Origin of the sequence: Paractinoplanes bogorensis (assembly GCF_018829635.1) — a bacterium.
Taxonomy (GTDB): Bacteria; Actinomycetota; Actinomycetes; order Mycobacteriales; family Micromonosporaceae; genus Actinoplanes; species Actinoplanes bogorensis.
In genome coordinates this window covers 43671-68466 of the sequence record NZ_JAHKKG010000018.1, presented here as the reverse complement: position 1 = coordinate 68466, position 24796 = coordinate 43671, and the positions used below count along the sequence as shown (strand labels likewise).

At 66.9% G+C, this 24796-nt stretch carries 18 protein-coding genes and 1 tRNA gene; 3 read left to right on the top strand and 16 right to left on the bottom strand.

Features of this window, described 5'->3' with window-relative positions:
• Positions 1-159: 159 nt before the first annotated feature.
• Positions 160-918, top strand: coding sequence for an SEC-C metal-binding domain-containing protein (locus KOI35_RS42460; RefSeq protein ID WP_215795410.1), 759 nt, complete (start codon positions 160-162; stop codon positions 916-918).
• Here the strand turns inward: KOI35_RS42460 and KOI35_RS42455 are convergent.
• The 13 genes from KOI35_RS42455 to cmk form a co-directional block, all read right to left on the bottom strand.
• The gene (locus KOI35_RS42455; protein ID WP_215795409.1) at positions 867-2171 is read right to left on the bottom strand and encodes a TIGR02679 family protein; all 1305 of its coding nucleotides are present in this window, start codon (positions 2169-2171) and stop codon (positions 867-869) included. The two genes, KOI35_RS42460 and KOI35_RS42455, sit on opposite strands and share 52 nt — an antisense overlap.
• Positions 2168-6325 carry a TIGR02680 family protein gene (locus KOI35_RS42450; protein ID WP_215795408.1) on the bottom strand — a complete coding sequence of 1386 codons (4158 nt, stop codon included), beginning with the start codon at positions 6323-6325 and terminating at the stop codon, positions 2168-2170. The genes KOI35_RS42455 and KOI35_RS42450 overlap by 4 nt, the downstream gene beginning before the upstream one ends.
• The gene (locus tag KOI35_RS42445; RefSeq protein WP_215795407.1) at positions 6322-7509 is read right to left on the bottom strand and encodes a TIGR02678 family protein; all 1188 of its coding nucleotides are present in this window, start codon (positions 7507-7509) and stop codon (positions 6322-6324) included. The genes KOI35_RS42450 and KOI35_RS42445 overlap by 4 nt, the downstream gene beginning before the upstream one ends.
• Positions 7506-9047, bottom strand: a complete 1542-nt coding sequence (locus KOI35_RS42440) for a DUF2397 domain-containing protein (RefSeq protein ID WP_215795406.1) — start codon at positions 9045-9047, stop codon at positions 7506-7508. The genes KOI35_RS42445 and KOI35_RS42440 overlap by 4 nt, the downstream gene beginning before the upstream one ends.
• 87 nt (positions 9048-9134) lie before the next feature.
• Entirely contained in the window at positions 9135-10589 is a 1455-nt protein-coding gene (locus KOI35_RS42435) for a phospholipase D-like domain-containing protein (RefSeq protein ID WP_215795405.1), read from the bottom strand.
• Positions 10590-10611: 22 nt separating this feature from the next.
• Positions 10612-11778 (bottom strand): hypothetical protein, encoded by a 1167-nt coding sequence (locus KOI35_RS42430; RefSeq protein WP_215795404.1) that lies wholly within the window; start codon positions 11776-11778, stop codon positions 10612-10614.
• Between the two features lie 8 nt (positions 11779-11786).
• Positions 11787-14879 (bottom strand): DEAD/DEAH box helicase, encoded by a 3093-nt coding sequence (locus tag KOI35_RS42425; RefSeq protein WP_215795403.1) that lies wholly within the window; start codon positions 14877-14879, stop codon positions 11787-11789.
• Between the two features lie 95 nt (positions 14880-14974).
• The gene (locus KOI35_RS42420; RefSeq protein WP_215795402.1) at positions 14975-16411 is read right to left on the bottom strand and encodes a hypothetical protein; all 1437 of its coding nucleotides are present in this window, start codon (positions 16409-16411) and stop codon (positions 14975-14977) included.
• A gap of 104 nt (positions 16412-16515) precedes the next feature.
• Positions 16516-17346 (bottom strand): hypothetical protein, encoded by an 831-nt coding sequence (locus KOI35_RS42415; protein ID WP_215795401.1) that lies wholly within the window; start codon positions 17344-17346, stop codon positions 16516-16518.
• A gap of 37 nt (positions 17347-17383) precedes the next feature.
• Positions 17384-17746 (bottom strand): BREX system ATP-binding domain-containing protein, encoded by a 363-nt coding sequence (locus KOI35_RS42410; RefSeq protein WP_246614702.1) that lies wholly within the window; start codon positions 17744-17746, stop codon positions 17384-17386.
• Between the two features lie 388 nt (positions 17747-18134).
• A tRNA-Pro gene (locus KOI35_RS42405) sits at positions 18135-18211 on the bottom strand.
• Positions 18212-18261: 50 nt separating this feature from the next.
• A complete protein-coding gene (gene der, locus KOI35_RS42400; protein ID WP_215795399.1) occupies positions 18262-19647 on the bottom strand; it encodes a ribosome biogenesis GTPase Der in 1386 nt (461 codons plus the stop codon).
• Complete coding sequence (cmk, locus tag KOI35_RS42395; protein ID WP_308121404.1) at positions 19644-20327, bottom strand: (d)CMP kinase; 684 nt, start codon at positions 20325-20327, stop codon at positions 19644-19646. Before cmk ends, der begins: the two co-directional genes overlap by 4 nt.
• Before the next feature lie 108 nt (positions 20328-20435).
• Here cmk and KOI35_RS42390 point away from each other — a divergent pair, with 108 nt between their 5' ends.
• Positions 20436-21095 carry an enoyl-CoA hydratase-related protein gene (locus KOI35_RS42390; protein ID WP_215795397.1) on the top strand — a complete coding sequence of 220 codons (660 nt, stop codon included), beginning with the start codon at positions 20436-20438 and terminating at the stop codon, positions 21093-21095.
• A gap of 175 nt (positions 21096-21270) precedes the next feature.
• Here KOI35_RS42390 and KOI35_RS42385 read toward each other — a convergent pair whose 3' ends face one another.
• Positions 21271-21876: a TetR/AcrR family transcriptional regulator gene (locus tag KOI35_RS42385; protein ID WP_215795396.1), complete on the bottom strand. Its 606-nt coding sequence runs from the start codon at positions 21874-21876 to the stop codon at positions 21271-21273.
• Positions 21877-21967: 91 nt separating this feature from the next.
• Here KOI35_RS42385 and KOI35_RS42380 point away from each other — a divergent pair, with 91 nt between their 5' ends.
• Positions 21968-22915 (top strand): NADP-dependent oxidoreductase, encoded by a 948-nt coding sequence (locus KOI35_RS42380; RefSeq protein ID WP_215795395.1) that lies wholly within the window; start codon positions 21968-21970, stop codon positions 22913-22915.
• A gap of 135 nt (positions 22916-23050) precedes the next feature.
• Here the strand turns inward: KOI35_RS42380 and KOI35_RS42375 are convergent, their stop codons facing one another.
• Both KOI35_RS42375 and scpB read right to left on the bottom strand, forming a co-directional pair.
• Positions 23051-23806: a pseudouridine synthase gene (locus KOI35_RS42375; RefSeq protein WP_215795394.1), complete on the bottom strand. Its 756-nt coding sequence runs from the start codon at positions 23804-23806 to the stop codon at positions 23051-23053.
• Positions 23775-24650 carry an SMC-Scp complex subunit ScpB gene (gene scpB / locus KOI35_RS49385; RefSeq protein WP_438870657.1) on the bottom strand — a complete coding sequence of 292 codons (876 nt, stop codon included), beginning with the start codon at positions 24648-24650 and terminating at the stop codon, positions 23775-23777. The genes KOI35_RS42375 and scpB overlap by 32 nt, the downstream gene beginning before the upstream one ends.
• Positions 24651-24796: the final 146 nt, after the last annotated feature.

Sequence of the window (24796 nt, the reverse complement as noted above, 5' to 3'; positions counted from 1 at the left end):
TCGGAAATCCTGCTGGAGGCCGCCGACACCTGGCAGCGGGCCGGGCCCTCGGACCGTGCCCGCGCCATCCTCGACGACCTCATCCAGAGCGGCGGCAAATACGGGTGCGACGCCCGCATCCAACTGGCCGACCTGCACCTGCGGGCAGGCGACACCGAGATGGCGTACGCCGAGCTCAATGCCGCAGCGAAAGACCCCGCCCTGGGCGAACAACAGTGCGAACTCGCCGCGGAACTTCTCACCGCTCATGGCGCCCTCGACCACGTCGCCCGCTGGTACGACCGGGCCGCTGCCCGCCTCACCGAGGAGCAACTCGACGCACTGCGCCGCCGCGATCAGTGGCTCGCCATAGGCACCTCCATCATGCTACGCAACCGGCAGCACGTGCGTCAGCAGCTGGGGCACTCCCCCGACCTGCTCGACACCCTGGTGCCCGAGCTGACAGATCCGGAGCAGCCGACCACAGCCGACGACGTTCTCGACCTGATGGACTCCGGCTATCTCCCCCGGCAGATCCGCATGCTGACCTTCCAACGCGATCAACGCCGACTCGCCCAACAGCAGTGGGCCGGCGTCTACGAGCGACCGGAGGACGAGTACTACGACGCCGCCGAACACCGGTGGCGCGAGGTGCGCGACGGTGGAGTCTCCTCGATCACCGTCGTCGCCGCCCACGTCGGCGACCTAATCGAGTTTGCCCGCAAGCATGGCGGTTCACCGACGGACGCGAACACCAAACGGCGCTACTGCGAGACCGCACCCGACAATCTGACGATCAGTTGGCCGCCGGAACGCAACGCCGCCTGCTGGTGCGGCTCCGGACGCAAATTCAAGAGTGCTGCGGCCGGCCCCTGGAGCAAGACTGATTATCGGCATTCGAGGTCGCCGAGTAGATCGGAGAGGACGAACTCTTCGTGAACGGCCAGACCGTGCGAGGACATGGCTGCAGCCAGGCCCGGATCCCAGGGTGTCGGCACGGACCGGCCGGTCAGCGCGATGGCGTGGTCGGCGTCGAGCGCGGTAACTGCTGCGATGTAGTCCTCGGCAGACATCCGCCAGGTCGTAGCACCTTGCTTCAGGACACGCCCTGCGATCGACACGCCGGGCCAGTCGAAGTCGCCGTGGTATCGGACGGGATTGCCCGACTCGATCAGGCGACCCAGCAACCGCGTGCCGACGATTGCCGGATTGCCGGAGAGGCAGAGGAGCGGCGTTGTCGTTGCCGCTCGCACCGCTGCCTGCATCACCTGTGGGTTCTCGCAGACCGACACGACTTGGCCCGGCGGAAGCCATGGAGCGGGGCCCGCCACGGCGAGTTCGTGAAGGGTTAGATGCGTGACCACGCCAAGATCGGCGCGGTCACGCATCATCGAAGACCAGCCATCGGATCCTGGTGGGCGAACCTGCCAGACAAGTACGGTTCCGGAGAGCGTGTCGGCGGCGACGCCCAGCACCGCCCACAAGTCTCGCCGGTCGGTGGCGGACTCCGGGATCGGCCGATCGAGGGCATGCGCCGCAGCGCGAAGGAGTGCCGAGGAGGCGAGAGTCGAATCATCGAGGCCGTGTGCGGTTCCGGTGACTCTGCTTGCCAAGGCAGCCAGTTCCCAGGTGGGCTCGGGTCCAGCCGTCGAATTGCGGTTATCTGCCACCCCGAGCAGGAGGGCGATTCCGGCGATGGCGTGGTCCAGTGCTTTGCCTGCGCCGACAGAACCGGCGCGGGTCAGGATGCCGCCACGTTTCAGGGAGGCGATCCACGCGGGGACCCATGGTGCTCCGGCCAGACCGGCATCGCACAGCGCGGAGTCCAGCCGTTGCCAGACGGCGGCCCACTCTGCTTCGTCCCGCTCGCGGGCAGCACGCCGGTTCACCAGCGCGCGTCCGTCCAGGATCTCGAGAACCGAGACGAGGCCGCGGCCTCCGCTGGAACTCCGCAGCGCCGTGTCGAGGGCTGCCAGGCTAATCCGCCGCCCGGCACCTGAGGCGATCGTTGCACCCACTAGGCCGGACAGGTGCTCGGCGGCGGAGTGGTCTAGGTCAGCGGTGATCATGCCGGTCGCCTGAAGGCCGTTGCGCTCAAGCCGGCTCCGGGCGGCGGACCAAACCGGCGCGAGACTCGGGGCCGAAAGATAGGCCTGCAGGGCCGGCGGTAGCGACCCATTGGCGGCGGTCATGCGGTACGCAGGAAGTGTCGGGTGCGTCCGTCCCAATGTACATGCGCCGTAGCCGCAGGTGTTCCTTCCTCGCGGCAGATCTCGTAGATGTCCAGGGCCGGCACCTGGGGCACGCAACCCCACAGGGCATGGCCGGTCATGGCGAAGTCGACATCGAGGCGTACGAGAAGTCCGAGGAGTTCGGCCACGGTCTGGTCGTCGACCTTGGCGAACGCGTCGTCGAGCAGAATGAGGCGCAGCGCCGTGCCGGTGTTCTCCAGGCCCGTGAGATAGGCGTCCACGGCTGCAAAGAGGGTCACGTAGGAGACAAAGCGGGTCTCGCCCTGCGACAGCTTGGCGCGCCGGCTGATTCGGCGTTCCCGGCCTGGCTCCGGTCCTGTGATGATCACCTCGACGTTATGCCAGATGCGGTAGTCCAGCGCGGCTCGTAGGTGGACCGCGTACCCGGCACTCGGGTCCTTGCCTGCCTCGGCCGCGACTCTGGCACTCAGCAGATCCGTCAGCTCGTTGTCCTGCGCCGCGTCGCGGACGGCCGCTGCCGTCCCGATCAGCGTCCTGATCCGGGCGATGTCGGCGCCGGTCTGGTCTGCGAGCTTCCAGCTCAGCCGTACGCCGATGCCGTGGCTGGTCTTGATGGATCGGAGGCTGGTATTCATCGCCTTGATCAGATTGTCAGCCTGGCTGAGTCGCCGGCGGAGTTCTTCGCCGACCTCACCGAGGACGAACCGCTGGAACACGTCGTGCTCGCGTTCGGTGAGAGCGGCGCGGCCCAGTTCGCACTGGCGGTCAATCTCGACCGCGGCCTGAGCCAGCGGCCGGCGCCCTTCCGCATCCACCAGTTCGAACAGCTTGATGCCCGCGGCGACCGTCGCGGACACGTCATAGCTTCCGGAGATCTCCCGTTCGAAAATCTGCTGTGCCCGCAGGAGCGCGTTCTCGTCAGTGCGCCCACGGCGTAGGGCTACAAGCAAGCGGCTGGTTTGTGCCTCGACCGACGGCGGTGCTGGGTCATCCAGCACATCTTCGGGCGCGGAGGCAAACGCTGTTGCGACGACTCCCGGCCGGCCGAACTGGTGCCGCACCGCGGAGACTCGATCGGCCAGTCCGCCGCGGAGTGCCGCTGCCTTCTTCTCGGCCTCTTTAGCCTCCGATCGGGCCGTGCCCGCCTCGTAGCTCAGAGCCTCGGCCTGCTTCCGGTCGGCCCGAAGCCGAGCGGAGATCTTGGTCAGCTGGGCCTCGGTGTCGGCGACCTGGCGATGCACTTCGGCGGCGGCTGTACCGACGGAGTCTCGGAGGGTTTTGAGCCTGGTCAGGGTATTCTGCCAAAGCTGACAGGCCTCGGCAGCAGCGTCCTCCGATGCCACCCGGCGCTGGGCCACCTCCGGGATCCGGCCGACAGCCTGGGCGTGGCGGGCGAGCAACCTGGCCAGGCCACCGGCTTTCTCCGCTGCTTCGCCGCATAGGCGTACGGCGTTCTGGGCGACCGCGAGCACCGCTCGCAGCGATTCCTCATCCGCGGGGAGCCCGAAGTCGCTGCAGGCCACGCGGTGGTCACGATCGCGTACCGCCCACGCGCGGGCGAGGTCGTCCGCATCGTTGCGCAGCCGCCTTGCTTGGGACCTCAGCCTGCCTTCCTCGCGCAGCTTCTCCGCGGCGACGGACCGCGCCTGGGCCAGCTCGATCGACGAGGGCGCTGCCCTGCCCCGGAGACGGATCTGGACCCTGCGTGACTCCAGTTGGCCCCGTACCTGCTGTCTTGCGGCGGCTCCTTGGGCCAGATCTCCGAGTTCGGCTTCGATCGCGGCCAGACGTGCGGCCCGGGCGGCTGCTCGTGCCGCGGCTCCGATGTACTGGGCAACCGCGACCCCATGCCGTCCGCGCAACGCACCGTTGCCCCAGCTGCCGTCGGCATCGATCCAAGTGGCGGCGTCGGTGTCGCCGAAACTGATCTGGCTCACGATGGTGGCCACGGTGTCGGCCGGTAGTGGACTGGCCGGGTCGACGGTGAGGACCGTGGTCAGCGGGACTCGCACGTCCCGGTCGCGCGGCGTCAGGATGAGCTGTCCGGTCTCCGCCCGGAGCCGGCCCGCGTCGTCGATAGTTGCCGTGAGCAGGCCGGAGGCGAGCAGCGCGGCTTCGATGCCGGCGCGCTCCGCGGGCTCGATCGTCGCGACGAAGTCCACGCACTGCCACAGCGGCGCACCGGCTGACGCGGTCACCCATGCCGGCTGCACCGGTTCAGGGTCCCGGGCGGATCGCAGTTCGGCGCGCTCCGATTCGAGTTCGGCGATCTGCGAGCGGGCGGCCGCGTCCTCGGCGTCGAGCCGGCTCAACTCCGTCACGATGGCCGCTGTGGACGCCGAGATGGCGTCCTCCGCAGCTCGATCCAGCTCGCGCAAGTCGATCTCGATGGGGTCGTCGCTCAGCGCCATTCGGTCAGCGAGCAGGAGGCCCAGGATGGGGTGAGCCGGCCAGTCGACCGTGCCCAACAGATCGGTCGTGGCCGGATCGAAGACCCAGGCACGCCAGCGGTCGACGAGGGTCAGGGCCATGTCCTCGCGCCTGTCGACAGCCTTCTGGCTTGCTTCCGCGGCCTCGTCGGCCCGTTGTTCCGCGCCCGCCGCTTCATCGGCTGCTTTGTCGACCTTTCGGCGTGCCTGCGTCAGCTCGCGGGCGTCGGCGGCGCGGTTCTCCGCCTGAACTGCCCGGGTCTGTGCCGCGCGATCGGCCCGCTCCGCCGCGTCCGTGACGTCGCTTAGGTCTACGGGAACCACCGCAACGACGTCAGGCGTCGGCTCGGTCAGCACTTCCGGCTCTCCGGCGCGCGCGGTCCGGACTACCCGCGCCGGGCCGGTTCCCGCGCGGCGTTCAGCGCGGATGTCGGCGAGAAGTTCCGGGTCGGTGAGCCCAGCCTCGGCAAGTCGTTCGCGGAGTTGACCGAGAACCATCGACACCGCGGCAACAGCTTCCTCGACATCACCCGCCTGCAGATTCGCGTCGGAAACCTTCTCATCCTCCGTACGCCGCAGGTCAGCGGCCGACCGCAGAGCGCCGTCCGCTTCTCCCGCTCGTGCCTCGACCACCGCAGTGAGCTGGCGCAACTCCTCACCGCTGCGGTAGGCGTCGGAATCCCGCAAGCCCTCCAGCCGTACCCCCAGGGTTTCCTCTTGCGTGCCCAGCATCTCGATCTCGCTCCGCACCGAGCCCAGCTGACCCTCCTTCCGATCGGCCTCGGTCGCGAGGTCGGCGGCGTTCGCAGCGGCCGTCATCGCCGTGCCGGCCCGGCCCCGCAAGTTGTCGAGCGAGGCGGCGAGCACGCCGGTGACGTACTTGCGGTAGGTGTCGAGGAAGCTTCGTACGTGATCGCGGGCAGCTTCCAGCCTCAACTGATCTTCTCGGGTGCTGGTGAGGCCGTCGAGCTGCTGGCCCGCGTCGGTCAATGCCTCCTCGGACAGCGGCGGGAGAGCGTCGGCGAGGATGCCCGGCAGCTTGCCCTCCTCGATGCGGTTGCCGACATCCGGCGAACGCAGGGTATGCAGCAGTTTGGTCAATCCCTCGAAGCGTTCCTTACCCAACTGGCCGGTGAGACCGAAGACCTCGCTCCGCACCCGTTCGCGGTGGCTCTCGGCCACGTCGGTGATCCGTTCCTCGGTGATGAGGTCGGCGAGGTCGCGTCGCGACAATGGCTGACGGTCGGCTCCGAGCAGGGGTAGCTGCACCCCGACGCGCAGCGGAGTGGCGAAGTACCAGACTTTCGCCTCCTTGGTGCTGATCGCGAATCGGACCAGCGCACCCAAGGTCAGGTAGCGAGTCACTGGATCGTCGTCAAGCTCGGGATCCGGCTCCCGGCACAGCTCCAGCCACATGTATCCGAGGCGGTTGCCCTGATCGCCGGCGCCGGCGCTCATCAGGTCCTCCATCCGGACCGATGAACCAGTGCCCATGTTGCGCCGGTCCGCATCGAGCAGGAACGGCAACAGCATCTCCAAGGCCCGCGACTTGCCCGACCCGTTGGTGCCGCGCAAGATCAGCCGGCCGCCGAAGATGTCGAAGGTGTTCTCGTAGTAGTGCCACACGTTGACGAAGCCGGCCCGGGACAGACGCCAGCGGTGCGGGTTCTGCCGCAAGGGTGTCTGGTCGAACAGATCGGTCACGGAATCTCCAGTTCGAGCTGGCCGGTGAGCCGCCGAGCCGCGCGGGTCGGCGGTGCCGTGCGCGGCTGCGGGCGGTAGCGGGCGGAGGCGGGGTGCAGGAGCAAACCGGATTCGGTCGTGCGGGCCAGCCCGGTCTCGCACAGCAGGAGGACGACGTCCTCCCGGATAGCGCCGATGTCGTCGGCGAGTGCCTCGCCCCAAGCCCGGGCGTGTCTGGTGGCTAGGGCGGCCAGGACGGCGTCGACCTCGTCCCAGTCGGCGGCAAGGCTTCCCGTCGCCTCCGCGGCACTTCGCTCGATAAGCTCGCCGACCATCAGCAAGGCTGCTTGCTTGATCCGGCCGTTGCCTGGGAACCCGACGTCGGTGAGGTCGCCGGCCGGATCGAAGGCGAGAGCTCCTTCGGCCCGCACCTCGAGCGCGAGACCGAAGTTTTCCGCGAGCACCCTGGTCAGCTCGCTGCGTTCACGCGACAGGACGTCCCGCTCGCCGTCGGTCAGCTCGTCGCGGCGTACCAGGGGATTCTCGACGAGTTTGCGGCGCAGTGACCGGCGAGGCTGCTCGTGAAGGTGGGCGTCGCTCAGCAGCAACTCGTCGGCGTGGCCGATCCCGGCCAGCGGCTGAGCAAGCAGATGCGGCAGCGCCGGACGATGGATGGTGAGCAACGCCTCGTCTCTGCGTTCGCCCCACCCAGCGGCGGTGCCGTCCGTCTCCTTGAGCACACCCCAGGCGACCAGCTGTCCGACCGCGGTCACAAGGGCCCGCCGCTCCGGCAGGGCGTCGTCGATACGTACCCCGATCGAGGCCGCGTCCGAGCGGACCTGCTCGATCAGTGCCGAGATCAGGATCTGGTCTCCGGTGCCCGGTACGAGCAGGGCCGCGCACAGCAGGCTGAGAAGCGTGTAAGTCATCGGAGTGAAGGCCTGGCCGTCCGGCCGGCGCGCCGGCCGGACCGGGCCATCACTGCTCACCGGTCCCTTGACCAGCCGAGCGAAAGTCGGCTCCACGACGAGGTGGTAATCGAGCGTCGACTTGAACATCGAGCGCAGAGCCGCGGCGTGCAGGCGCACCAACGCGAGCTCCTCGGCGTGGTCCTTGGTGAGAATCGGATACAGGAGCAGCGCGCGGGCCGCTTCCCGGCGTTCGCGCGACGCCTGCGACGCAGTGCCGGTGGCAGGCGAGGTCATGCGGTGGGCCGCATCTCGAACCGTCCTCGATCGGCGGCCTGCAACGCATGGGCGCTTAGGACGACGTCGTGGACGGTAACGGTGCCGTCGTCCCCGGCGATGACGGTGGTGTCCCCTTTCGCCGGGGAGGCCCGCAGGAGAAGGTCCAGGTCGTGGTCCCGTTCTTCGGCGACGCTGTCCGCGAGCGAGACTCTGGCGATCAGCGGCGACAGCTTGTCCAGCAACAGCTCACGAGCAGCACGACTCAACCGGACCCGATGCAGGCGGCCGGCCGCGGCAAGCTCGGCGGCAGCAGCCCGGCGGCCTTCGTTACGGCGGCGCGCTCGCTCCAGCAACTGTGCGGCGTCGGCGCCGGGATCTGGCACCCGGGAGTTGCGGCCGCGAGGAGTACGGTCACCGCGCTCACGCAGTGAGACCGGGACGTCGACCGGTGAACTGTCCCACCACGACGTTCCCGGACCCGCCGACGGATCGGCCTCCTCCGGACCGATCAACAAGTGGCGCGCGGGGTAGCTGCCGAACGCCGCATCGTAGAGCCGATGCGCGGTGTCGCTGTCGGCGCCATGAAACCAGGTGGCCAGCTTGAGTAGATCAGCCCGTCGAGACAGCCCCGTCCCAGATGCCGTCAGGATCCTCCGCGCGTTGATGATGAGCTGGCCGAGCGCTTGGCGAGCAGCCGCGCGCAACTGGTCCGGCCCGGACGGCACGTCGCCGGCGCCGTACCAGACTGCGAGCTGCTCCCACTCCTTTCGGGTGCGGCCCGGAAGTCGCTCCACGGCCACCAGATCATTCTCGAGCACAGGCGCGGCCGGCAGGTTCTCCAGAACGGGGTCGAGCAGCTCGAGCAGAAGCAGCAGGCGCCGCCGGATCTCCGGTGCGTTGCGGTTGACGTCGGCACCGATGAGGTCGACGTAGTCGAGCAGCAGGTCCTTGAACTGGGCGTACTCCTCGCTGGCAAGATCGTATCGGGTCAGCACACCGGCGAGGTAGGCGTAGAAGTCGGTGACCGATTCGGTGAACACCCGATGATCGGTGAAGACGCTGGTGACGGCGCCGGCCAAGGCTTCCGCATCGATGGGCCGATGCATGGCGGCCGCGAGTTGGAGAATCTGGCCGAGGCTGTCGGCGATCCGGGCCAGCAGCTCGCGGGCCACCTCCTGCACGCCGTCGATTGCGTGCAGGATTTCCTCGGCTTCCCGATGGAGCCGGCCGCCCAGCTTGGACACCTGGAACCGAGACCGTGACCGGTGATAGGCGGCGACGGTCGGCACCCGAGTCTCGCGCACCGACCGCACCAGGTTGCCCCAGAGCACCAGTTGCTTACAGCGGTCCTCGGCCACATCGGAGTCGATATCGAGGCCGCGGTCGTGCAGTTGAGCGGCCACCTCGGAGGCCGACAGATCGGTCAGCAGGGTTCCCGTAAACAGTCGCATGATCGCGATGTAGTCATCGGCGGCGTCTGCGGTCAGGTAGCTGAAGAGTTTGCGGTGGGACGACGTGTCACGCACGACCTCCGTGAGGTCATCCTGATCGCTCATCACCCTCCCTGCGATAAATCACCGCGGTCGACGTTAGCCGAGACGCGGCGAAGGAGGATCGGTCAGACACCTGGTCGGGCATTCGCCTCACTGCCGCACTAGAACTGTCGCGCAGAAACCACGACGTTCTTCAGCCTCTGACCTGACCCACCAACTGTTCATCAGGTCGCGGGTCTGAAAGGCCCGTTGCGGTGTTCTAGACATGGTCAACCGGGACCCTTCCAGAGCCCACTCGCCGCCTCCGGCGTGCAGCCGCGTCACGCCACGGCTTTGCGTGTAAAGCACGGGTGGTTCGGCCGCTTCTAATGCGCGCCAAGCCTGATCGGCGACGTCAACCTTGGCCACGGCAGGCCCTGCCCAAGGTTGACGCCATTCCGCACCAAGGCGCACGTTGAGCTGCGCCTGTGTTGGCGACACCGCGAACTCAAGATCCGCGTGTTCGATCGCGTGACGGATATACCGCTCCGCCTCAGCCAGCACAGGAGACCCGTCGAGGCGCATACCGACCTCCGCGCCGCTGGTCAGACCGTGCTCGCCGTCGAGGTTGGCCGAAAAGAGCGCTCCATGCCGGCCGTCGGCGATGACGCCTTTGGCGTGATTCAGCGAGTCACCTACGACACGAACCCCCAACGCGCTGAGGGCGAGTGCCTCGTCACGATGGCTCGAGAGGTTATTACGAGCGCGACACAGCAGAGTCACCTTCACTCCGCGTTCGACGGCCGCGGTGATTCGCTCATGCAGCAACTCGGGCTGGCTGATCAGCCCACGCAGCCCGAAGGTGGCGAGCAACACCTCTTGCCGGGCGCGGTCCATGACGTCGTGAATGGCTCTCAAAATGTGTCGTTCGTCGTCGTGAGTCCAGATCACGCCGGCGCGGCCATCGAGTGGTGGATTGGGGCGACACGGTGAAATCGTCGGACGCCTCCTCGCCAACGCGTAGGCCTGCCCCGGTGGCGCCTCCCAGCGGCAGTCGGCGTTCCACATCCGGGTGAAGAACCGTGCGAGCCGACGGGCCTCGCTGGCGTCCGTCGTCAGGATTCCGCTTTCGCCCGTCACTTTGCGTTCGGGTCTGTCGATGAGAGCGCTCGTTTCTAGGTTAGCGCTCGAAACCAGTGCGGCACTGTCGTCGACCACGAGAAACTTGGCGTGGCAATTGTCGTAACCTCGAACAAAAATCCCACGCTTGGTCATCTGCTCGAAGCGATGCCTTTGGGCGGCGATATCAGCGCCTGCGTACTCCTCCAGTGCCGAGAGTCCTCGTGCGAGGCTCTGTTCGTTCCAGGCGGTGATGACGTAGACACCGCCTCGAAGACGCTCCACTGCTTCGAACAGCGCATTCAGCAGAGCCTTGTCACCGATGCGGAAGCTCGCCAGGAAGATCTTCTTTTTGGCACGCCGGACCAGCTCCACAGCGGCCTGTTGGATGCCAGGGTCGGAGTCGCGATAGCTGAAGACATGGCGATACTCCCCTGGCTGCGGCATGGCAGCGAACGGGGCCGGCTGCACGTCCCGCAGGAGGAAGAAGCCGCCGGGAACGGGCATCGCGCCTAGGTCCAACCGACCTTCAGGCGTAGTCGAAGTCATCGCGCTCCCGCAGTGCGTAGGCAAGACGATAGTGACCGAGCTGCCAGGCCCGCTCGACGACCTTCGCGGCCGCCAGTGCGCGGACGGCGTCGTACGGCAAGCGGGCGGCGTCCTTGGCAAGCCGCGCATGCACAGCGGCCGCAGTCGAGCCTTCGGCGACGCCGGCGTTGATCGCAGTGTCTACGGCAATAGCTGCCTCTGCGGTGACATCGGCCGCTGCGATTTCGAGCGCCACCTCGACGACAACCTCCGACGTCTCGACGGCGAGGCCGGTCGGCTGTGCCAGATTCCTGCCAGCTGCGCACAGCCTGGCAGCCTGCTCACCGGTCACGGCGATTTGCCAACGAGCGGGTGACATTCGCTGCGCGGCGGGCGCTCGGCCCAGGCTCGTACCACTACCTAGCATGGCCCTCCAGATCGCCGATGGACGCTCGGCAAGAACACGGTCGACTCCGCGCCATCGCTCCACGAGGCTTTTCACGTCCGGCAGCAGGACTGCCGGTGCTCCGTCGCCGATCGAGAGGCTTACATCGGCACCCGAGTCACCGGTCACTTGAGCGGCGCATCGAAAGACGGGGCACAGGCCTTGATCGAATGCGACGACGTCTGCCTCGACTCCTCTGATTCCTGCTGTTCCGGCGAGTAGATCGCCGAGGCTGCGGCCCCTGATGCTCTCGTCGACCGGATAACGGCTGACTGGCTGTACGCGGGCCCTCTCCCACCCGAGGAAGGGATCATCGCCGCCGGTCTCGCGGTCCAGAACAAGGATCTCGCCTACGTCCGGGAGCACCACAACGTGGACGCTCTCCACCCTTTCCTGTTCGATCTGCTCAGACAGCAGCATGCGTCGGCACAACGCATCGTCGGCAGGCGTCCCGGCCGAGGTGAGAGCACCGGCTGCCACCAGGCGACGGCCCAACACAGGAAGCATGTGCGCGGGCAGGTCCGTTACTTCTTCGAACTCCGCCGGCGCTGCGGCGCCGAACGCCAGTACCGTCTCCAGCACGAAGCGTTCCATCCCGGTCAGGGCGGTGGCCGCTTCCCTCCGTACGGGGAGATTGCGCCACCAGCGCAGGGGAACCAGTGACTCCTGTACCACCACTTGGGTGTCCGGGCGCACGTCTGGAGGAGCATCGAGCAGGTACAACTTTCCACTCACAGGTCCTTCACCAGACCGTACCCGTCAGCGTTGCTGTCCAGCAGCCGGAAGAGGTTTGCATAGAAGCGCTCGGCAGGGTCGGCGCCGGAGAGCCGACGCAGCGTGTCGCCGTGTCCGACCAGGATCAAGCCACGCCGGGCGCGGGTGCAGGCGACGTTGAGTCGACGAATGTCCTGCAACCAGAGCCCGGCGTTGCGGCGGGGGCCGGCGCGGCCCGGATAGGCGCGACAGAAGCTGACGATGACCAGGTCAGCCTCCTGTCCCTGAATCTTGTCGATCGAATCGACCACTCGAAACCTCAGGCTGCGGAAGGCACGGCATGACGGCCATCCGAGCGCTTCTCTGATCAGGATGGCCTGCCTGCGATAGAACGTGAGGATGCTGACCGTGATCGGTTGGCTGCCGATGCTCCCCAGCTCGCGTTCCAGTCGCCGGCAAGTGGCGACGACCCAGTCCACTTCGAGGGTGTTGAAACATCCATTCTTGTATTGCTGGTGTCGTGCCTTTTCGCCGTAGCTCGACGTGTCCAGCAGGGTCACCGGATGAGTGAACGCAGTAGAAGTGAATGGTGTAAGCCCCAACTTGCTCACCGGTGTGCGGTAACAGCCGCCGTACACCGGGTCCTTGACCAGTTCGGCGATAGGTTCGATCATTCGGCGCTGCTCGACCAGCGCTTGGCGCAGGTCGGCGGGGCAGGCCGCCACGACGCGGTCGAAAAGGCTGCGCACAAGGTGATCCAGCGTCGTTTTCAGCATCGATGGATCGAACTGCCGCCAGGTGTCGGAGACAAGGCCTCGATACCGGTCGGGCCAGCTGCGGTCGGAGAGACACCGCTCGGCTTGACGCAGAACTTCGCGGGACCGGAAGGCGTGCATCTCCTCGTCCTCGTGCCAGATTCTCGCGAGCTCGGCCACTACCGTCGACAGTTCCGTCGCGTCGTGGTCACCGGCTTTGTGCAACGCAGCAAGGGCATGGAGATGATGTTCGTCGGCAGGCTCCACGTACGGCGGGAGCTGGTGCTCGTCTCCCACCATGACCCAGCGCCGAGCGTGGATCGCGCTCATCAGAAACTCGCTGTCGATCACCCGGCTGGCTTCGTCGACGATCAATGTGTCGAAGTCCAGTCCCTCGAGAACCTTGTTCCCAACACCGGTCGTCGTACAGCAGACCACGTTAGCGGCCTGGCGTAGTTCCCTGGTGAGTCTGCCGGGCTCCTGAGGCTGCACGAGGTCGAACCACCGCTGCTCCAGCGAGATCCGTCTCTCCAGCACCGAGATCTCTGAGCCGACCTGGATGAGGCTCGCGTGCGGCGCCGGGTGAGATGGTCGGCCGGAGGCCTTCGCTGCCCGATTCAGTGCCTGCCCAGCCGCATCGAGTTCGCGCCGGTGAAGCTGCCATCTCGTGTACCGCTGCCGGCCATCGTTGTCGCGAGCCGCCTCCAGCGCTTGGAGAGCCTGTCGAGCGACATCGCATTCACGCAGCCAGTCGCGGTGGGCGGCGTGGAGCCGCTTCGCGTCGGCAGTCGCTGCCTCGACGGCTCTCCGTAGCCGTCCCAGCTCGTCGGCCCGCCCGATGAGACCGGCCAACCACGACCCGACACGCCGGCCTGTCGAGGCCGCTGCCACCTGAGTCCGCAGAGCGATCGCGCGGTGATCCGACTCCTGCGCTGCCCCGGAAATGCGGTCTACGGTCCGTTCTGCGGTCTTCACACGCTCGGTGACCTCAGACGAAGACGCGTGGAACCAGGCCTCCCAAACCCGGTAAGACTCGGCTGCCGCAGACTCCTGCGCAGCGGCAACCGCGAGCGTCTCCGCCGCTTGTACATGCGATGTCAGAAGCCCACGGAGGGCAGCGAGGTGGTCCAGCCTGCGACGCCATTCCTGCGCCTTCGACCGCTCGGGTGTCCGGGTACGTCGGAGATACTCGGTGCTGATTCGCTGTAGGAGAAAGCGCTGCAGATCCTCGCTCACCTTGCTGTCGTCGAAAGCCAGCCGGACGGGGAACACCTCGGGCCGATCGCCGATCCGTCGGAGGACCTCGTCAACGGCCACATGCATCGGGGCGAGCAACAGAACCCGCTCGCCTCGGGCCACCAGCTGCAGGACGAGCTCCATGATGACGGTCGTCTTGCCAGTGCCGGGCGGCCCCTGGATCAGGAAGGCGTGCGGCGTCGCCAGCGCACCGTTGACGGCACTCTTCTGCTCATCGTTGAGGTCGATGCCGCTGAGGTATGCGATTGGCTGCGGCGGTGGCACCGCCGGCGCCAGGTTCTCAGGGTTCGTCAGAAGCGTAGCCAGATGATCCCAGTTCCCCTCGACATTTCCGCTCAGGAATGATGTGAGAGCGCGATCGTGCTTGGCCATCGCGAAGCGATCCCTCTGCACCAGTTTGACGCGCTCGTCGCGGATGAGCGCGCGGCGAGGCTGCGGGATCTCGCAGGCTTTGCCGTCGACGACGAGAATCGGCACCTCATACTGCTCACTATCGATGTGGACCTTAACGACACGATCCTCCGAGAGCCGCGCCACGGACGACAGCTCCAGCTCTACTCGCTCGGCGTCGGCGTCCACCACTACGGCCGTCACCTCGACAGTGCCGGTCAGCGCACTGCGCGCAGCCAGCACCTTGAACACGGTCTGCAGTGGGCGATAGTGCTCACGGACTCGGCGCTGCATGAGCCCATGAGCCGAGGTTTCAGGAGTACCGCCGGCGAGGGTGTGGTCAGCCTTGTCCTTCTCAATTCTCCGGCGGCGAACTTGGTCCAGCGCCTCGTCGAACGCCGGCTTCAGCTCCCTTAAATCGCAGCTCTCCTCATCCCACAGTTTGCAGAATACGACCCGTCGGGGACGCACCGACTCACGCCGCCCAAGACCGTCACCGTCTTTGATCGAGCTGACTCGGGCGATCGCAACACGGCTGTCCCGGCCGATTGCCGGATTGAGAAACACCTGGTGGTACGCACTGCGGAAGACATAGTAGGAACCTTGACGTCCTGTCCTTTCTTCGAGGACCATCCCCACCTCGAGATCGGCCGCCACCTGCGCCAGATCGAACCCGTAGTCGAGGCGAGGATCAACGCTCAGGCTCAAACACGCCGATTCGAAACTACTCGGCTGGAAAAGGCCGGGTTGATGGTGATGCAAGTATCGCCCGGTCCAATCGCCCGGAGGAGAAAGCCGGCCGGTCATACATCAACCAGGAAGGTGAGATCGACGATCCTGTCGCGCACGTCCTCGCCGTCGAATCTCAGCCGCCAGAAGGCCCGCAAGCTCCGCAGGGCCAGATCGCCCAGCTGTTTCCCGAGCTTCGGATCGATCGTCTCGGTGCCGTGGGCCAGTACCGAGTGATTGCGGACGAGGATGATGTTCTTGAGGCGCTGAAGTCCTCGCCCGGACGACAGATCCAACTGCCGCAACAGCGGATCGTCGAGGGCGCGCAGTAGCAACGCGGAATCCATCAATGCGATCAGCGCGGGAAGCCCGGCGGGCGGCGTCCCGTGTACCTCGGTGCTGACCTCGCGGTAGCGGGCTTCAAGGTCGTTCACGTCATCGGTCAGCAAGGCATAGTCCGGGCTACCGGTCCGGAAGCCCGGCGCGATCCCGGCGAGGCGTTGCGCGAAGCAACTCTCAACAGTCCGGTAGCAGAGCAACGCGCCGAAATCGTTACGGCCGAGGCGCAGATAGTGCTGCCCGAGAAGGTGGAAGCTGAGCAACAGGGACGAGTCCGTCGTGGCTGTCAGCGCATCGAGAAACTCCAGTTGCACCCGCAACCGGCGGAGTGCATCGACGGACAACTGGTGCCCGGGGTCGGTCAGCCGAGACTTGAGGATTCGTACCCGATTGCCGATCTCAGCGAAGTTGAGATCACACCAAGCCTCGTAGACTGAGGCCAGGTCGCGGAGGAAGCGGGCCCGCGCCGGCTCGTACGCCGACTCGGCGACCTCGGCAAAGCGCTCCTTCGCCGCCGTGAAAGCCCCGTGCTTGAAAGCGACCAAGGCGGCGTCCAGCTCCCGATCCGCGAACATCTTCGTGGGATTCGGGATGATCACAAGTCGTTCGGTGCCTGGTACGGACTGGCGCAGCTCGGCATCGAACGTGCTGTCGATGTAGCACATCGGCAGGTCTAGCTGCGCTGCGGCGAGCGTGGCACTGGCGCTCATCACCTTCTTGCCACCGGTGATGTCAATGAGGACGTTCGGGCGCTCCGCCGCGCCGGTACTGGCCGTCCGCACCGCCTCCTTGATCAACTGGTAGATCTTCATCGGATCGGTCGGCTCGACCGGATGGGCCCAGAACTGTGAGAGCGACAGCCCTAAAGCACTCTGGATGGTGTCGAGACTCGCCCACGTCGCATCCGACCCGATGATCATCAATCGCGCGGGTTGCAGCAGCCTGAAAGCGATGATCGTCGTCTCCGGTGAGAAGCCGGACAGACTGACCAGAAGATCGATTCGTTCACGGGGCAACTCGGTGGAATTGATCTTGGCCGCCTCCACAACGAGCGGCAGTAGCTCCGTCAGCCGATACCGACGCGCCTGCTCAGCGGAAGGACCATCGCCGAAACCTTCCTCTCCTCGGAAGATACGGCGCAGCCTACGGTTCATCTCCTCCAGAGTCTCCATTGACATCTGACTCTAGCTATCCGAGAAGCCCTGCGCAGCAACGGATTTCTTCACCTTCCGCGTCAACTCGGCTGCAGTGGCACCACCGCTCGCCCACCTGAAGATCACCAAGGGATGTCCACCGGGACGGTAGCGAGCATCTCTAGAAGGACACCGTCTCCGACCACTCCAGTGGCCGGATCGGCGGGAACCTCCTTGACCACCCTCTCGGCCGAGCCCGAGCTGACCCAGGCCTTTTGTTCGCCGATGGCGCCCCGCCCGTTCTTCCGACCAGCGGCAAACACCTCACCGACGCCGCCGGTTGCGATATGGGCGAGCTCACGAACCGCACGGTCGTTGATGTCGATGCCCTCGTCCGCCCGCCAGTCGATCGTCAGGCGTCCCGACCCCGGATGTATCAACGCCGCCAAAATGGGCGACTCCTTGCCAGATGGAATCCTTGGCCCTGTGGCGCGGAACCGGAATCTGTGCACTACATCAATGTCTTGCGCCCACTCCTCGAAAGACGCCTTGCTGTCCAGGTGCTCCACGTTCCACTTCTGCTTCGGGTTGACGCTCCTCAACATGTGCCGCAGTCCAGTGATGAATTCGTGATCCGACATAGCCGCCGAATGGCGCTCATATACCACGACAAGATCTGTAAGACGCACAACAAGGTTGACTGCTCGGCCTTTTCGCACGGCTTCTTCTCTGAAGTCCTTGGCGACCGGGTCGTATACGTTCTCATTCTTCTTTGTTTGGTAGCCGATCCGGGCGAAGACGTGGTCAGCATCCGGCCTGACGCCGCCGAACATCCAGGTCCGGGTTCGCGCCAGATAGCCGTCCTCGTCCAGCAGCGTGTGACGTACGGCGTCCGACGGCGCTTGAAGCAAGTCCATCTGCGCCGGCGGGAGGATCCGGGCTGACGCAAGCCGACTCACCGGAGCAGCGTCCATGCCGACACGCTAATCGATGAGTAACTATCTAACTACTTTAAGTCACTGGCAGATCTTGGACATTGATCGCTGGACTCGACAGCACATCGCTATGCCTGTACGAATCGGGCGGGCTGCCGCAGCGTGACAACAGCGCCGTCAAGATCAGCGAGCCGGGCCGCCAGTTGTTGCCATCGCGAGCCGCTCCGGCAAGGCTTGGTTGTCCTGCCATCCAGGCGGCCAGGCCATCCGCGACGGCGGCGTCGCCTGAACTCAAGGCGGCACGGTAGCCGCGCAATGTGAGCGCGAACAGCGGCGAGTGTTTGCTGACGTGGGCGAGCCGCCGCTCGAAGAGTCGATTCACCGCCGCGCCGACGCCACCCTCCGCGAACGGATCAGCATCGGGCGCGTCGGATTCCAGAGTGAGCGTTAAGCACTTCCTCTAAGGTCGTCGCCGAGCAGACGACAGCCGGGTCCAATGTCGAGACCCACCGTAGACCGACGCCATCGGATTGGATTAGGCGCGTCAAGGCCTGAACCTAGGTCCCTTAGCATGAGCAGATCAGCCGACACGCCCTGGCAGCAGCCGCCCTGCGGTGCATCTGCGAAGTGGTCAAGTGAGGCAATCGCAAAAGCAAAATAACGAACATAACGGCCACAAACGAAACCACTATGTCCGCTTAACGGGCTTTCGATGTGACCACGCCCGTGACCATAAGATCCGCTAGAGCGATCTTGGGCAAGCGATATAAGTCCATGAAAAAAGCCGCTGACCAGGACTTCCGTCCTCGTCAGCGGCTTCAAAATGCTGGTCGGGCTGACAGGATTTGAACCTGCGACCCCTTGACCCCCAGTCAAGTGCGCTACCAAGCTGCGCTACAGCCCGCCGCCGCCCGGCACGAACACCGCGCGGCAACCTCGAAATACTAGCAAGCCCTACCCGTGCGCCTTACCCCGACCCCCCGGGCCGGTCTTCTTGCGCGGCTTCACGGACACCTCGATCGGGGAGCCCTCGAAGCCGAACTCCTCGCGGAGCTTGCGCTCGATGAAGCGCAGGTAGCCGGCGTCCAGCGGGCCCGTCGTGAACAGCACGAACCGCGGCGGGGCCACGCCGGCCTGGGTGGCGAAGAGGATGCGGGGTGCGCGACCACCCCGTACGGGATGAGGGGTGGCCTGGGTCAACGCAGTCAGCCAGGTGTTGAGGGCGCCGGTCGGCACCCGTTCCTCCCACGACGCCAAGGCTCGGCGCAGGGCGGGGGCGAGCTTGTCCACCGCGCGGCCGGTCTTGGCGCTGATGTTGACGCGGATCGCCCACGGGATGCGCTTCAGTTCGCGCTCGATCTCCTTCTCCAGGTGGATGCGCCGGTCTTCGTCGACCAGGTCCCACTTGTTGAAGGCGATCACCAACGCGCGGCCGGCCTCGACGACCTGGGTCAGGACGCGCTGGTCCTGCTCCGAGATGACCTCGGCCGAGTCTAGGAGGACCACGGCGACCTCGGCCGCTTCGACCGCGCCGGCCGTGCGGAGGGACGCGTAGTACTCCGTACCGGAAGCTTGGTTGACTCTCTTGCGAAGGCCGGCGGTGTCGACGAACTGCCAGAGTTCGCCGTCCATCGTGACGAGGCTGTCGACCGGGTCGACCGTCGTGCCGGCGACCGAGTCGACGACGGCGCGCTCCTCTTTGGACACGCGGTTGAGCAGCGACGACTTGCCCACGTTGGGGCGGCCGACCAGGGCCACCCGGCGGGGACCGCGCGGACCGTCCTCGACGATCGGCGGCGGCTCGGGCAGGGCGGCCAGGATGTCGTCGAGCAGGTCGCCGGAACCGCGGCCGTGCAGGGCCGAGATCGTGTGCGGCTCGCCCAGGCCGAGCGACCAGAGCGACACCGCCTCGAGCTCGAGGTTCTGGTTGTCGGCCTTGTTGGCGACCAGGATCACCGGTTTGTGCGAGCGGCGCAGCATCTTGACCGCCGCCTCGTCGACGTCGGTGGCGCCGACCGAGACGTCGACCACGAAGACGACCACGTCGGCGGTCTGCACGGCGATCTCGGCCTGGGCGGCGATCGCGGCCGCGCGGTCGCGGGCGTCGGGTTCCCAGCCGCCGGTGTCGACGACTGTGAAGCGCCGGCCGTTCCACTGCGCGTCGTACGGCACGCGGTCGCGGGTCACGCCGGGCACGTCTTCGACCACCGCCTGGCGCCGGCCGATGATCCGGTTCACCAGGGTGGATTTGCCCACGTTGGGGCGTCCGACCACGGCGACGATCGGCGCCGGGCCGGCATCGACGTCTTCGTCGGCGACGGAGGTGTAAGCCTCGCTCACGAACTACTCACTTTGCTGTTCAGAAGATTCAGGAGGTACGTGACGACCTCGTCGATGCCGATGCCGGTCGTGTCGACCTCGATGGCGTCGTCGGCCAGCCGCAGCGGGTCGACCGTCCGGGTCGAGTCGAGCTTGTCGCGCCGGGCCAGGTCGGCCTCGGTGGCGGCGACGTCGGTGGCGGCTTCGGCGCTGCGCCGCTGGGCACGCGCGGCCGACGACGCGGTGAGGTAGACCTTGAGGTCGGCGTCGGGCGCGACGACCGAGGCGATGTCACGCCCCTCGACCACGATACGCGGGTGCGCGCCGATGATCGCCTGCTGGAGGGCCACCAACTGCTTGCGGACGGCGGGCACGGCCGCGACGGCCGACACCGCCTGGGTGACCTCGGTGCCGCGGATGGGCTCGTCGACGTTGATGCCGTTGGCCGCGAAGTGCGGCGCCGCCGGGTCGGTGCCGATCGACAGTTCCGTCTCGAGCGCGATCTTCGCGATCGCGTCGGCGTCGGCCAGGTCGACTCCGGCCTGCAGGACGGCCCAGGTCACGGCCCGGTACATCGCGCCGGTGTCGAGGTAGACGCCGTCGATCCGGGTGGCGAGCCGCCGGGACACGGTGGACTTGCCGGAACCGGACGGGCCGTCGACCGCGACCACACACTTTTCCGGCCGTACAACTTCTGCCACCGTTCCTCCAAGGTTTGCCCGCCCGACCAACCCTCCCATTGTGCCCGTCGCACCGATCAGCGACGAATTAGGGTATGTTACCTGCCAGTAACCTGGAGGGGAGCCGCCATGCCCACGCTCGATCGCCACGACGCCGTCTTCGTCCTCGATCTGGGCGACGGCGAGAACCGGTTCCATCCCGACTGGCTGTCCGAGATCGAGTCGCTTCTCGACCAGGTCGAGAAATCCGACGAACCCCGCGCACTCGTCACCAAAGCCACCGGCAAGATCTGGTCGAACGGCCTCGACCTCGCGTGGCTGATGGAGCATCCGGAGCAGTACACCGCGTACGGCGTACGCGTGCAGGCCCTTCTCGCCCGTGTCCTGAGCCTGCCTTTCGTCACCGTTGCCGCACTTCAGGGCCACACCTTCGCGGCCGGCGCCATGCTCTCGCTCGCCCATGATCTGCGGGTGATGCGCGCCGACCGCGGCTTCTGGTGCCTGCCCGAGGCCGACATCAACATCCCGTTCACGCCGGGAATGTCCGCCCTGATCCAGGCTCGCCTGACTCCGCAGACTGCGCACGAGGCCATGGTCACCGCCCGCCGCTTCGGTGGCGAGGAGGCCGCCACACGCCAGATCGTCGACGTCGCCGTCCCCGAGGCCGACGTCGTGAGCACCGCGATCGCCCTGGCCACGCCGCACACCGCCAAGGCCGGCCCGACGCTCGAAACGATCAAAAGCCGCCTCTACGCCCCGGTGATCAAGGCGCTCGCCACCCTCGATTAAAAGATCCAGACCGCAGATGTACGCCTCGTCGACTCCCCGACCGCACAGCCGCCGAACCCCGCCTCCGGCGGCTGCCGCGGCGACCTGAGCGGGTGCGAACGGCCGTAGCGCCCGACCGGGATGTCCCCGACGGCTGGGCTGCTTCGGTCCCCGATACACAGAACGGGCATCGGTGTCAGGCCGTCACTGCTCCTGGCGCCGGATGGGGCAACGGCCGCGCACCCTCCGGCCGCAACCCGTCGAAGATGATCCCGAGGTAGCGCCGCCACAACTCGGGCGACGGATCCGGCACGAAGCTGACCACGTGGTTCGGCGCGCACATCAGCAGGATCACGTCCATCCCGTCGACGTCCGCGCGCACGGCACCCGCTGTCTTGGCCCTCTCGACCAGCGCCACGATCGACTCGAACAACGATGCCCGCGCTTCGTCGAGCCGCGCGTTCACCGCCCCGCTCTCGCGCAGGAACGACAAGTCGAGTTGCTGCTGCCGCCCCGCCGCCGCGTCCATGAACTCCAGCAACGCGGCCCCCGCATCCGCCGCCCCGAGCAACGAGCCGGCCAGCGCCGACAACGCCTCGATCCGGTCGAGCACCACGGCCGCCAGCAGGTCGTCCTTGGTCGGGAAGTGCCGGAACACGGTGCCTTTCCCGATCCCGGCCCGACGCGCGATGTCCGCCACCGAGGCCTCGAGCCCGCGCTCGGCGAACTCCTCGGTGGCCGCCGCCAGCAGGGCCGCACGGTTGCGAGCCGCGTCCGCCCGCAGGACCCGCTCCTCAGTCACATGCCCACCTTACAAAGTTGACCGCCCGGTCCGCTTAGCCCTAACCTGACCGCACGGTCCGCTTAAGGCTCCGACCGAGAGAGGAATCGCCGTGAAGGCAGTAACAGCCCCCGACTACGGCCCACCCGAAAGCTTCATGCTCAGCGATCTCCCGGCACCCGAGGCCGGCCCGGGCCAGATCCTCGTACGCATCACCGCCGCTTCGATCAACCCGGGCGACATAGTCATCCCGAGTGGCGCCTACCGCGCACAGACACCGCTGACGTTCCCGCACGTCCCCGGCAACGACTTCGCCGGAACCGTCACCGCCGTCGCCCCCGATGTCACCACTTATGCGCCAGGCGACGAGATCTTCGGCCACGCCGTCCCCCGCGCTCTGCGGGCTCTCGCCGGCGACAAGCCGTCGATGACCACCGGCGCGCTCGCCGAATACGCGGTCTTCGAAGCCGGCACGCCCTTCATCACGCACCGGCCCGCCGACCTGTCCCCCGTCGACGCCGCCGCCCTGCCCACTGTGGGCCTGACCGCTCGTGCTCTGATGGCCACCGCTCAACCAAGAGCCGGCGAATCCGTGCTTGTCATCGGCGCGACGGGCGGGGTCGGCACCACCATCCTGCCGCTGCTGGCCGATTCATCCGCACGAGTCGTAGCCACCGGCCACCCATCCGACGAGAAGCTTCTCCGCACCCTGGGCGCCGACCAGGTCATCGGTTACGACGACCCATACCCGGACCGGATGGATCTCGCGCTCAACCTGGTCCTGCCCACCGACCAGCTCGGGCGCGCGGCCGACGCCATCCGTCCCGGCGGACGCCTGTTCACGATCACGTTCCCGCCGCCGCGGACCGACATGATCGGGCGTGACGACATCCGGTTCGAGCTGGTCCTCGACCTGAACGGCGAGTTCGGCGGGATGGCCGAGGTCGCCGCCCTCACCCCGACGATCGCCGCGACCTATCCGCTCGATCAGGCCGTCCAGGCCCTGACCGACTTCGCCCACCATCACACCGTCGGCAAGCTGGTCGTCACGATCCCCTGACACGAACGATGGGCAGAAGCGCGAACACGAACAGACACGGCCCGAAGCCGCCGGCCGGCACAAGAGACGGACGCCGCCACCGCGTACGGGAAAGGCCCGGTCCACACGAACGGGGACCGGGCCTGTCGAACGAGATCAGCCCTCGGCCGCCTTGAAGAGAGCCGCCACCTCGGCGTTGGACAGGTGCCGGAAACCGCCCGGCCGCAGGTCACCGAGCCGGATCGGCCCGACCGCGGTGCGGATGAGCCGCGTAACCGGGTGACCGACGGCCTCCATCATGCGGCGCACGATGTGCTTGCGGCCCTCGTGCAGCACCAGCTCGACCTGCGCGGTCTTGCCCAGCGCACCGACCAGCTTGAACGCGTCGACCTTGGCCGGACCGTCCTCGAGCTCGACCCCGCTCATCAGCTGACGGCCGACGTTGCGGGGCAGCGGTCCGTTGATGACCTCGGCCAGGTATGTCTTCTGAATCTCGTACCGCGGATGCGTGAGCTTGTTGGTCAGCTCACCGTCGTTGGTGATCAGCAGCAGACCTTCGGAGTCGGCGTCGAGCCGGCCCACGTGGTGCAGGCGTACGTCGAACTGGCCGACGAAATCGGCGAGTTCCGTGCGCCCCTTCTCGTCGTCGAGCGACGAGACGACACCGCGCGGCTTGTTCAGCGCGATGTAGACGAGCTTCGTGTCGGTGATCACCCGCTGCCCGTCGACGAGGATCTCGGCAGTGGTGGGGTCGACCTTGTCGCCGAGCTTGGCGACCTTGCCGTTGACCGTGACGCGCCGCCGGAAGATCAGGTCTTCGCAGGCGCGCCGGGATCCAACACCGGCCGCCGCCAGGACTTTCTGGAGGCGTTCGGCGGTGTCAGCCTGTGGCATCGAGCACTTCTTCCACATCGTCGGGCAGGAACGGGGCGAGCGGCGGCAGCTGATCGACCGAGTTGAGGCCGAGCTTCTCGAGGAACAGCCCGGTCGTGCGATACAGGTGTGCCCCGGTTTCGCCCTCGGTGCCGCATTCCTCGATCAGGCCGCGAGTGACCAGCGTACGCATGACGCCGTCACAGTTCACACCGCGGATGGCACTGATCCGAGAACGCGTCACCGGCTGCTTGTAAGCAACTACCGCCAGTGTCTCCAGCGCCGCCTGGGTCAGCCGCACAGACTGCCCGTCGAGCACAAACCGTTCCACGTACGCCGCGTATTCCGGCCGCGTGTACAACCGCCACCCGCCGGCGACCCGCCGCAGATCGAACCCGTGCCCCGCCGCCGTGTACCGAGCCGACAGATTGTCCAACGTCGCCGCGATCCGCTCGGTCGGCTGCTCCAGAATCTGCGCCAGCTGCAGCTCCGCCACCGGCTCATCCACGACCAGCATGATCGCCTCAAGCGCCCCCGCCAGCTCGGCGTCGTCGGTCAACCCCGGAAGATCAGTTTCCCCCGTACGCTCGTCCGCCTCATCAACCGCAACAACCGGTTCACCGGCCCGGCGCTTCTGTCCCGGAACCGCCCGCTTCCCCCGCGCAACCGCCGCCGCCGCGACCCGGTCTTCGCCGGCCGGCACATCATCGTCATCCCGTGCGGCCGGTTCGCCACCGTCACCAGCCGACCGCCGGTTGCGACCGCCCCGACCGCCCGTCCGCTTCCCGGCCCCAGCATCCGACAGCCCGCCAGGCCGCTCATCGCCCCCTGCGCCGGCTTCATCCGGGCCCGCTTCGGCCGACCGCCCGTCGCCGTCCCCAATGCGGGCCGCCGGCGCCGCGTCAACCGGGCGCTCACCGACTTCCCCGACACGGGCCGAGCCGACATCCTCATCGCTCTCGTCGACCGGCACCATGTCGTCGTCATCGTCGTCGTGTTTCTCACCGACCGGCACGTCGTCGTCATCGT

Bases quoted from the DNA above. Each gene is read 5' to 3' on its own strand.
- KOI35_RS42460 (WP_215795410.1), top strand. From the start codon at position 160: ATGGCGTACGCCGAGCTCAATGCCGCAGCGAAAGACCCCGCCCTGGGC.
- KOI35_RS42455 (WP_215795409.1), bottom strand. From the start codon at position 2,171: ATGACCGCCGCCAATGGGTCGCTACCGCCGGCCCTGCAGGCCTATCTT.
- KOI35_RS42445 (WP_215795407.1), bottom strand. From the start codon at position 7,509: ATGACCTCGCCTGCCACCGGCACTGCGTCGCAGGCGTCGCGCGAACGC.
- KOI35_RS42440 (WP_215795406.1), bottom strand. From the start codon at position 9,047: ATGAGCGATCAGGATGACCTCACGGAGGTCGTGCGTGACACGTCGTCC.
- KOI35_RS42435 (WP_215795405.1), bottom strand. From the start codon at position 10,589: ATGCCCGTTCCCGGCGGCTTCTTCCTCCTGCGGGACGTGCAGCCGGCC.
- KOI35_RS42420 (WP_215795402.1), bottom strand. From the start codon at position 16,411: ATGGAGACTCTGGAGGAGATGAACCGTAGGCTGCGCCGTATCTTCCGA.
- KOI35_RS42415 (WP_215795401.1), bottom strand. From the start codon at position 17,346: ATGGACGCTGCTCCGGTGAGTCGGCTTGCGTCAGCCCGGATCCTCCCG.
- KOI35_RS42390 (WP_215795397.1), top strand. From the start codon at position 20,436: ATGCCCACGCTCGATCGCCACGACGCCGTCTTCGTCCTCGATCTGGGC.
- KOI35_RS42375 (WP_215795394.1), bottom strand. From the start codon at position 23,806: ATGTGGAAGAAGTGCTCGATGCCACAGGCTGACACCGCCGAACGCCTC.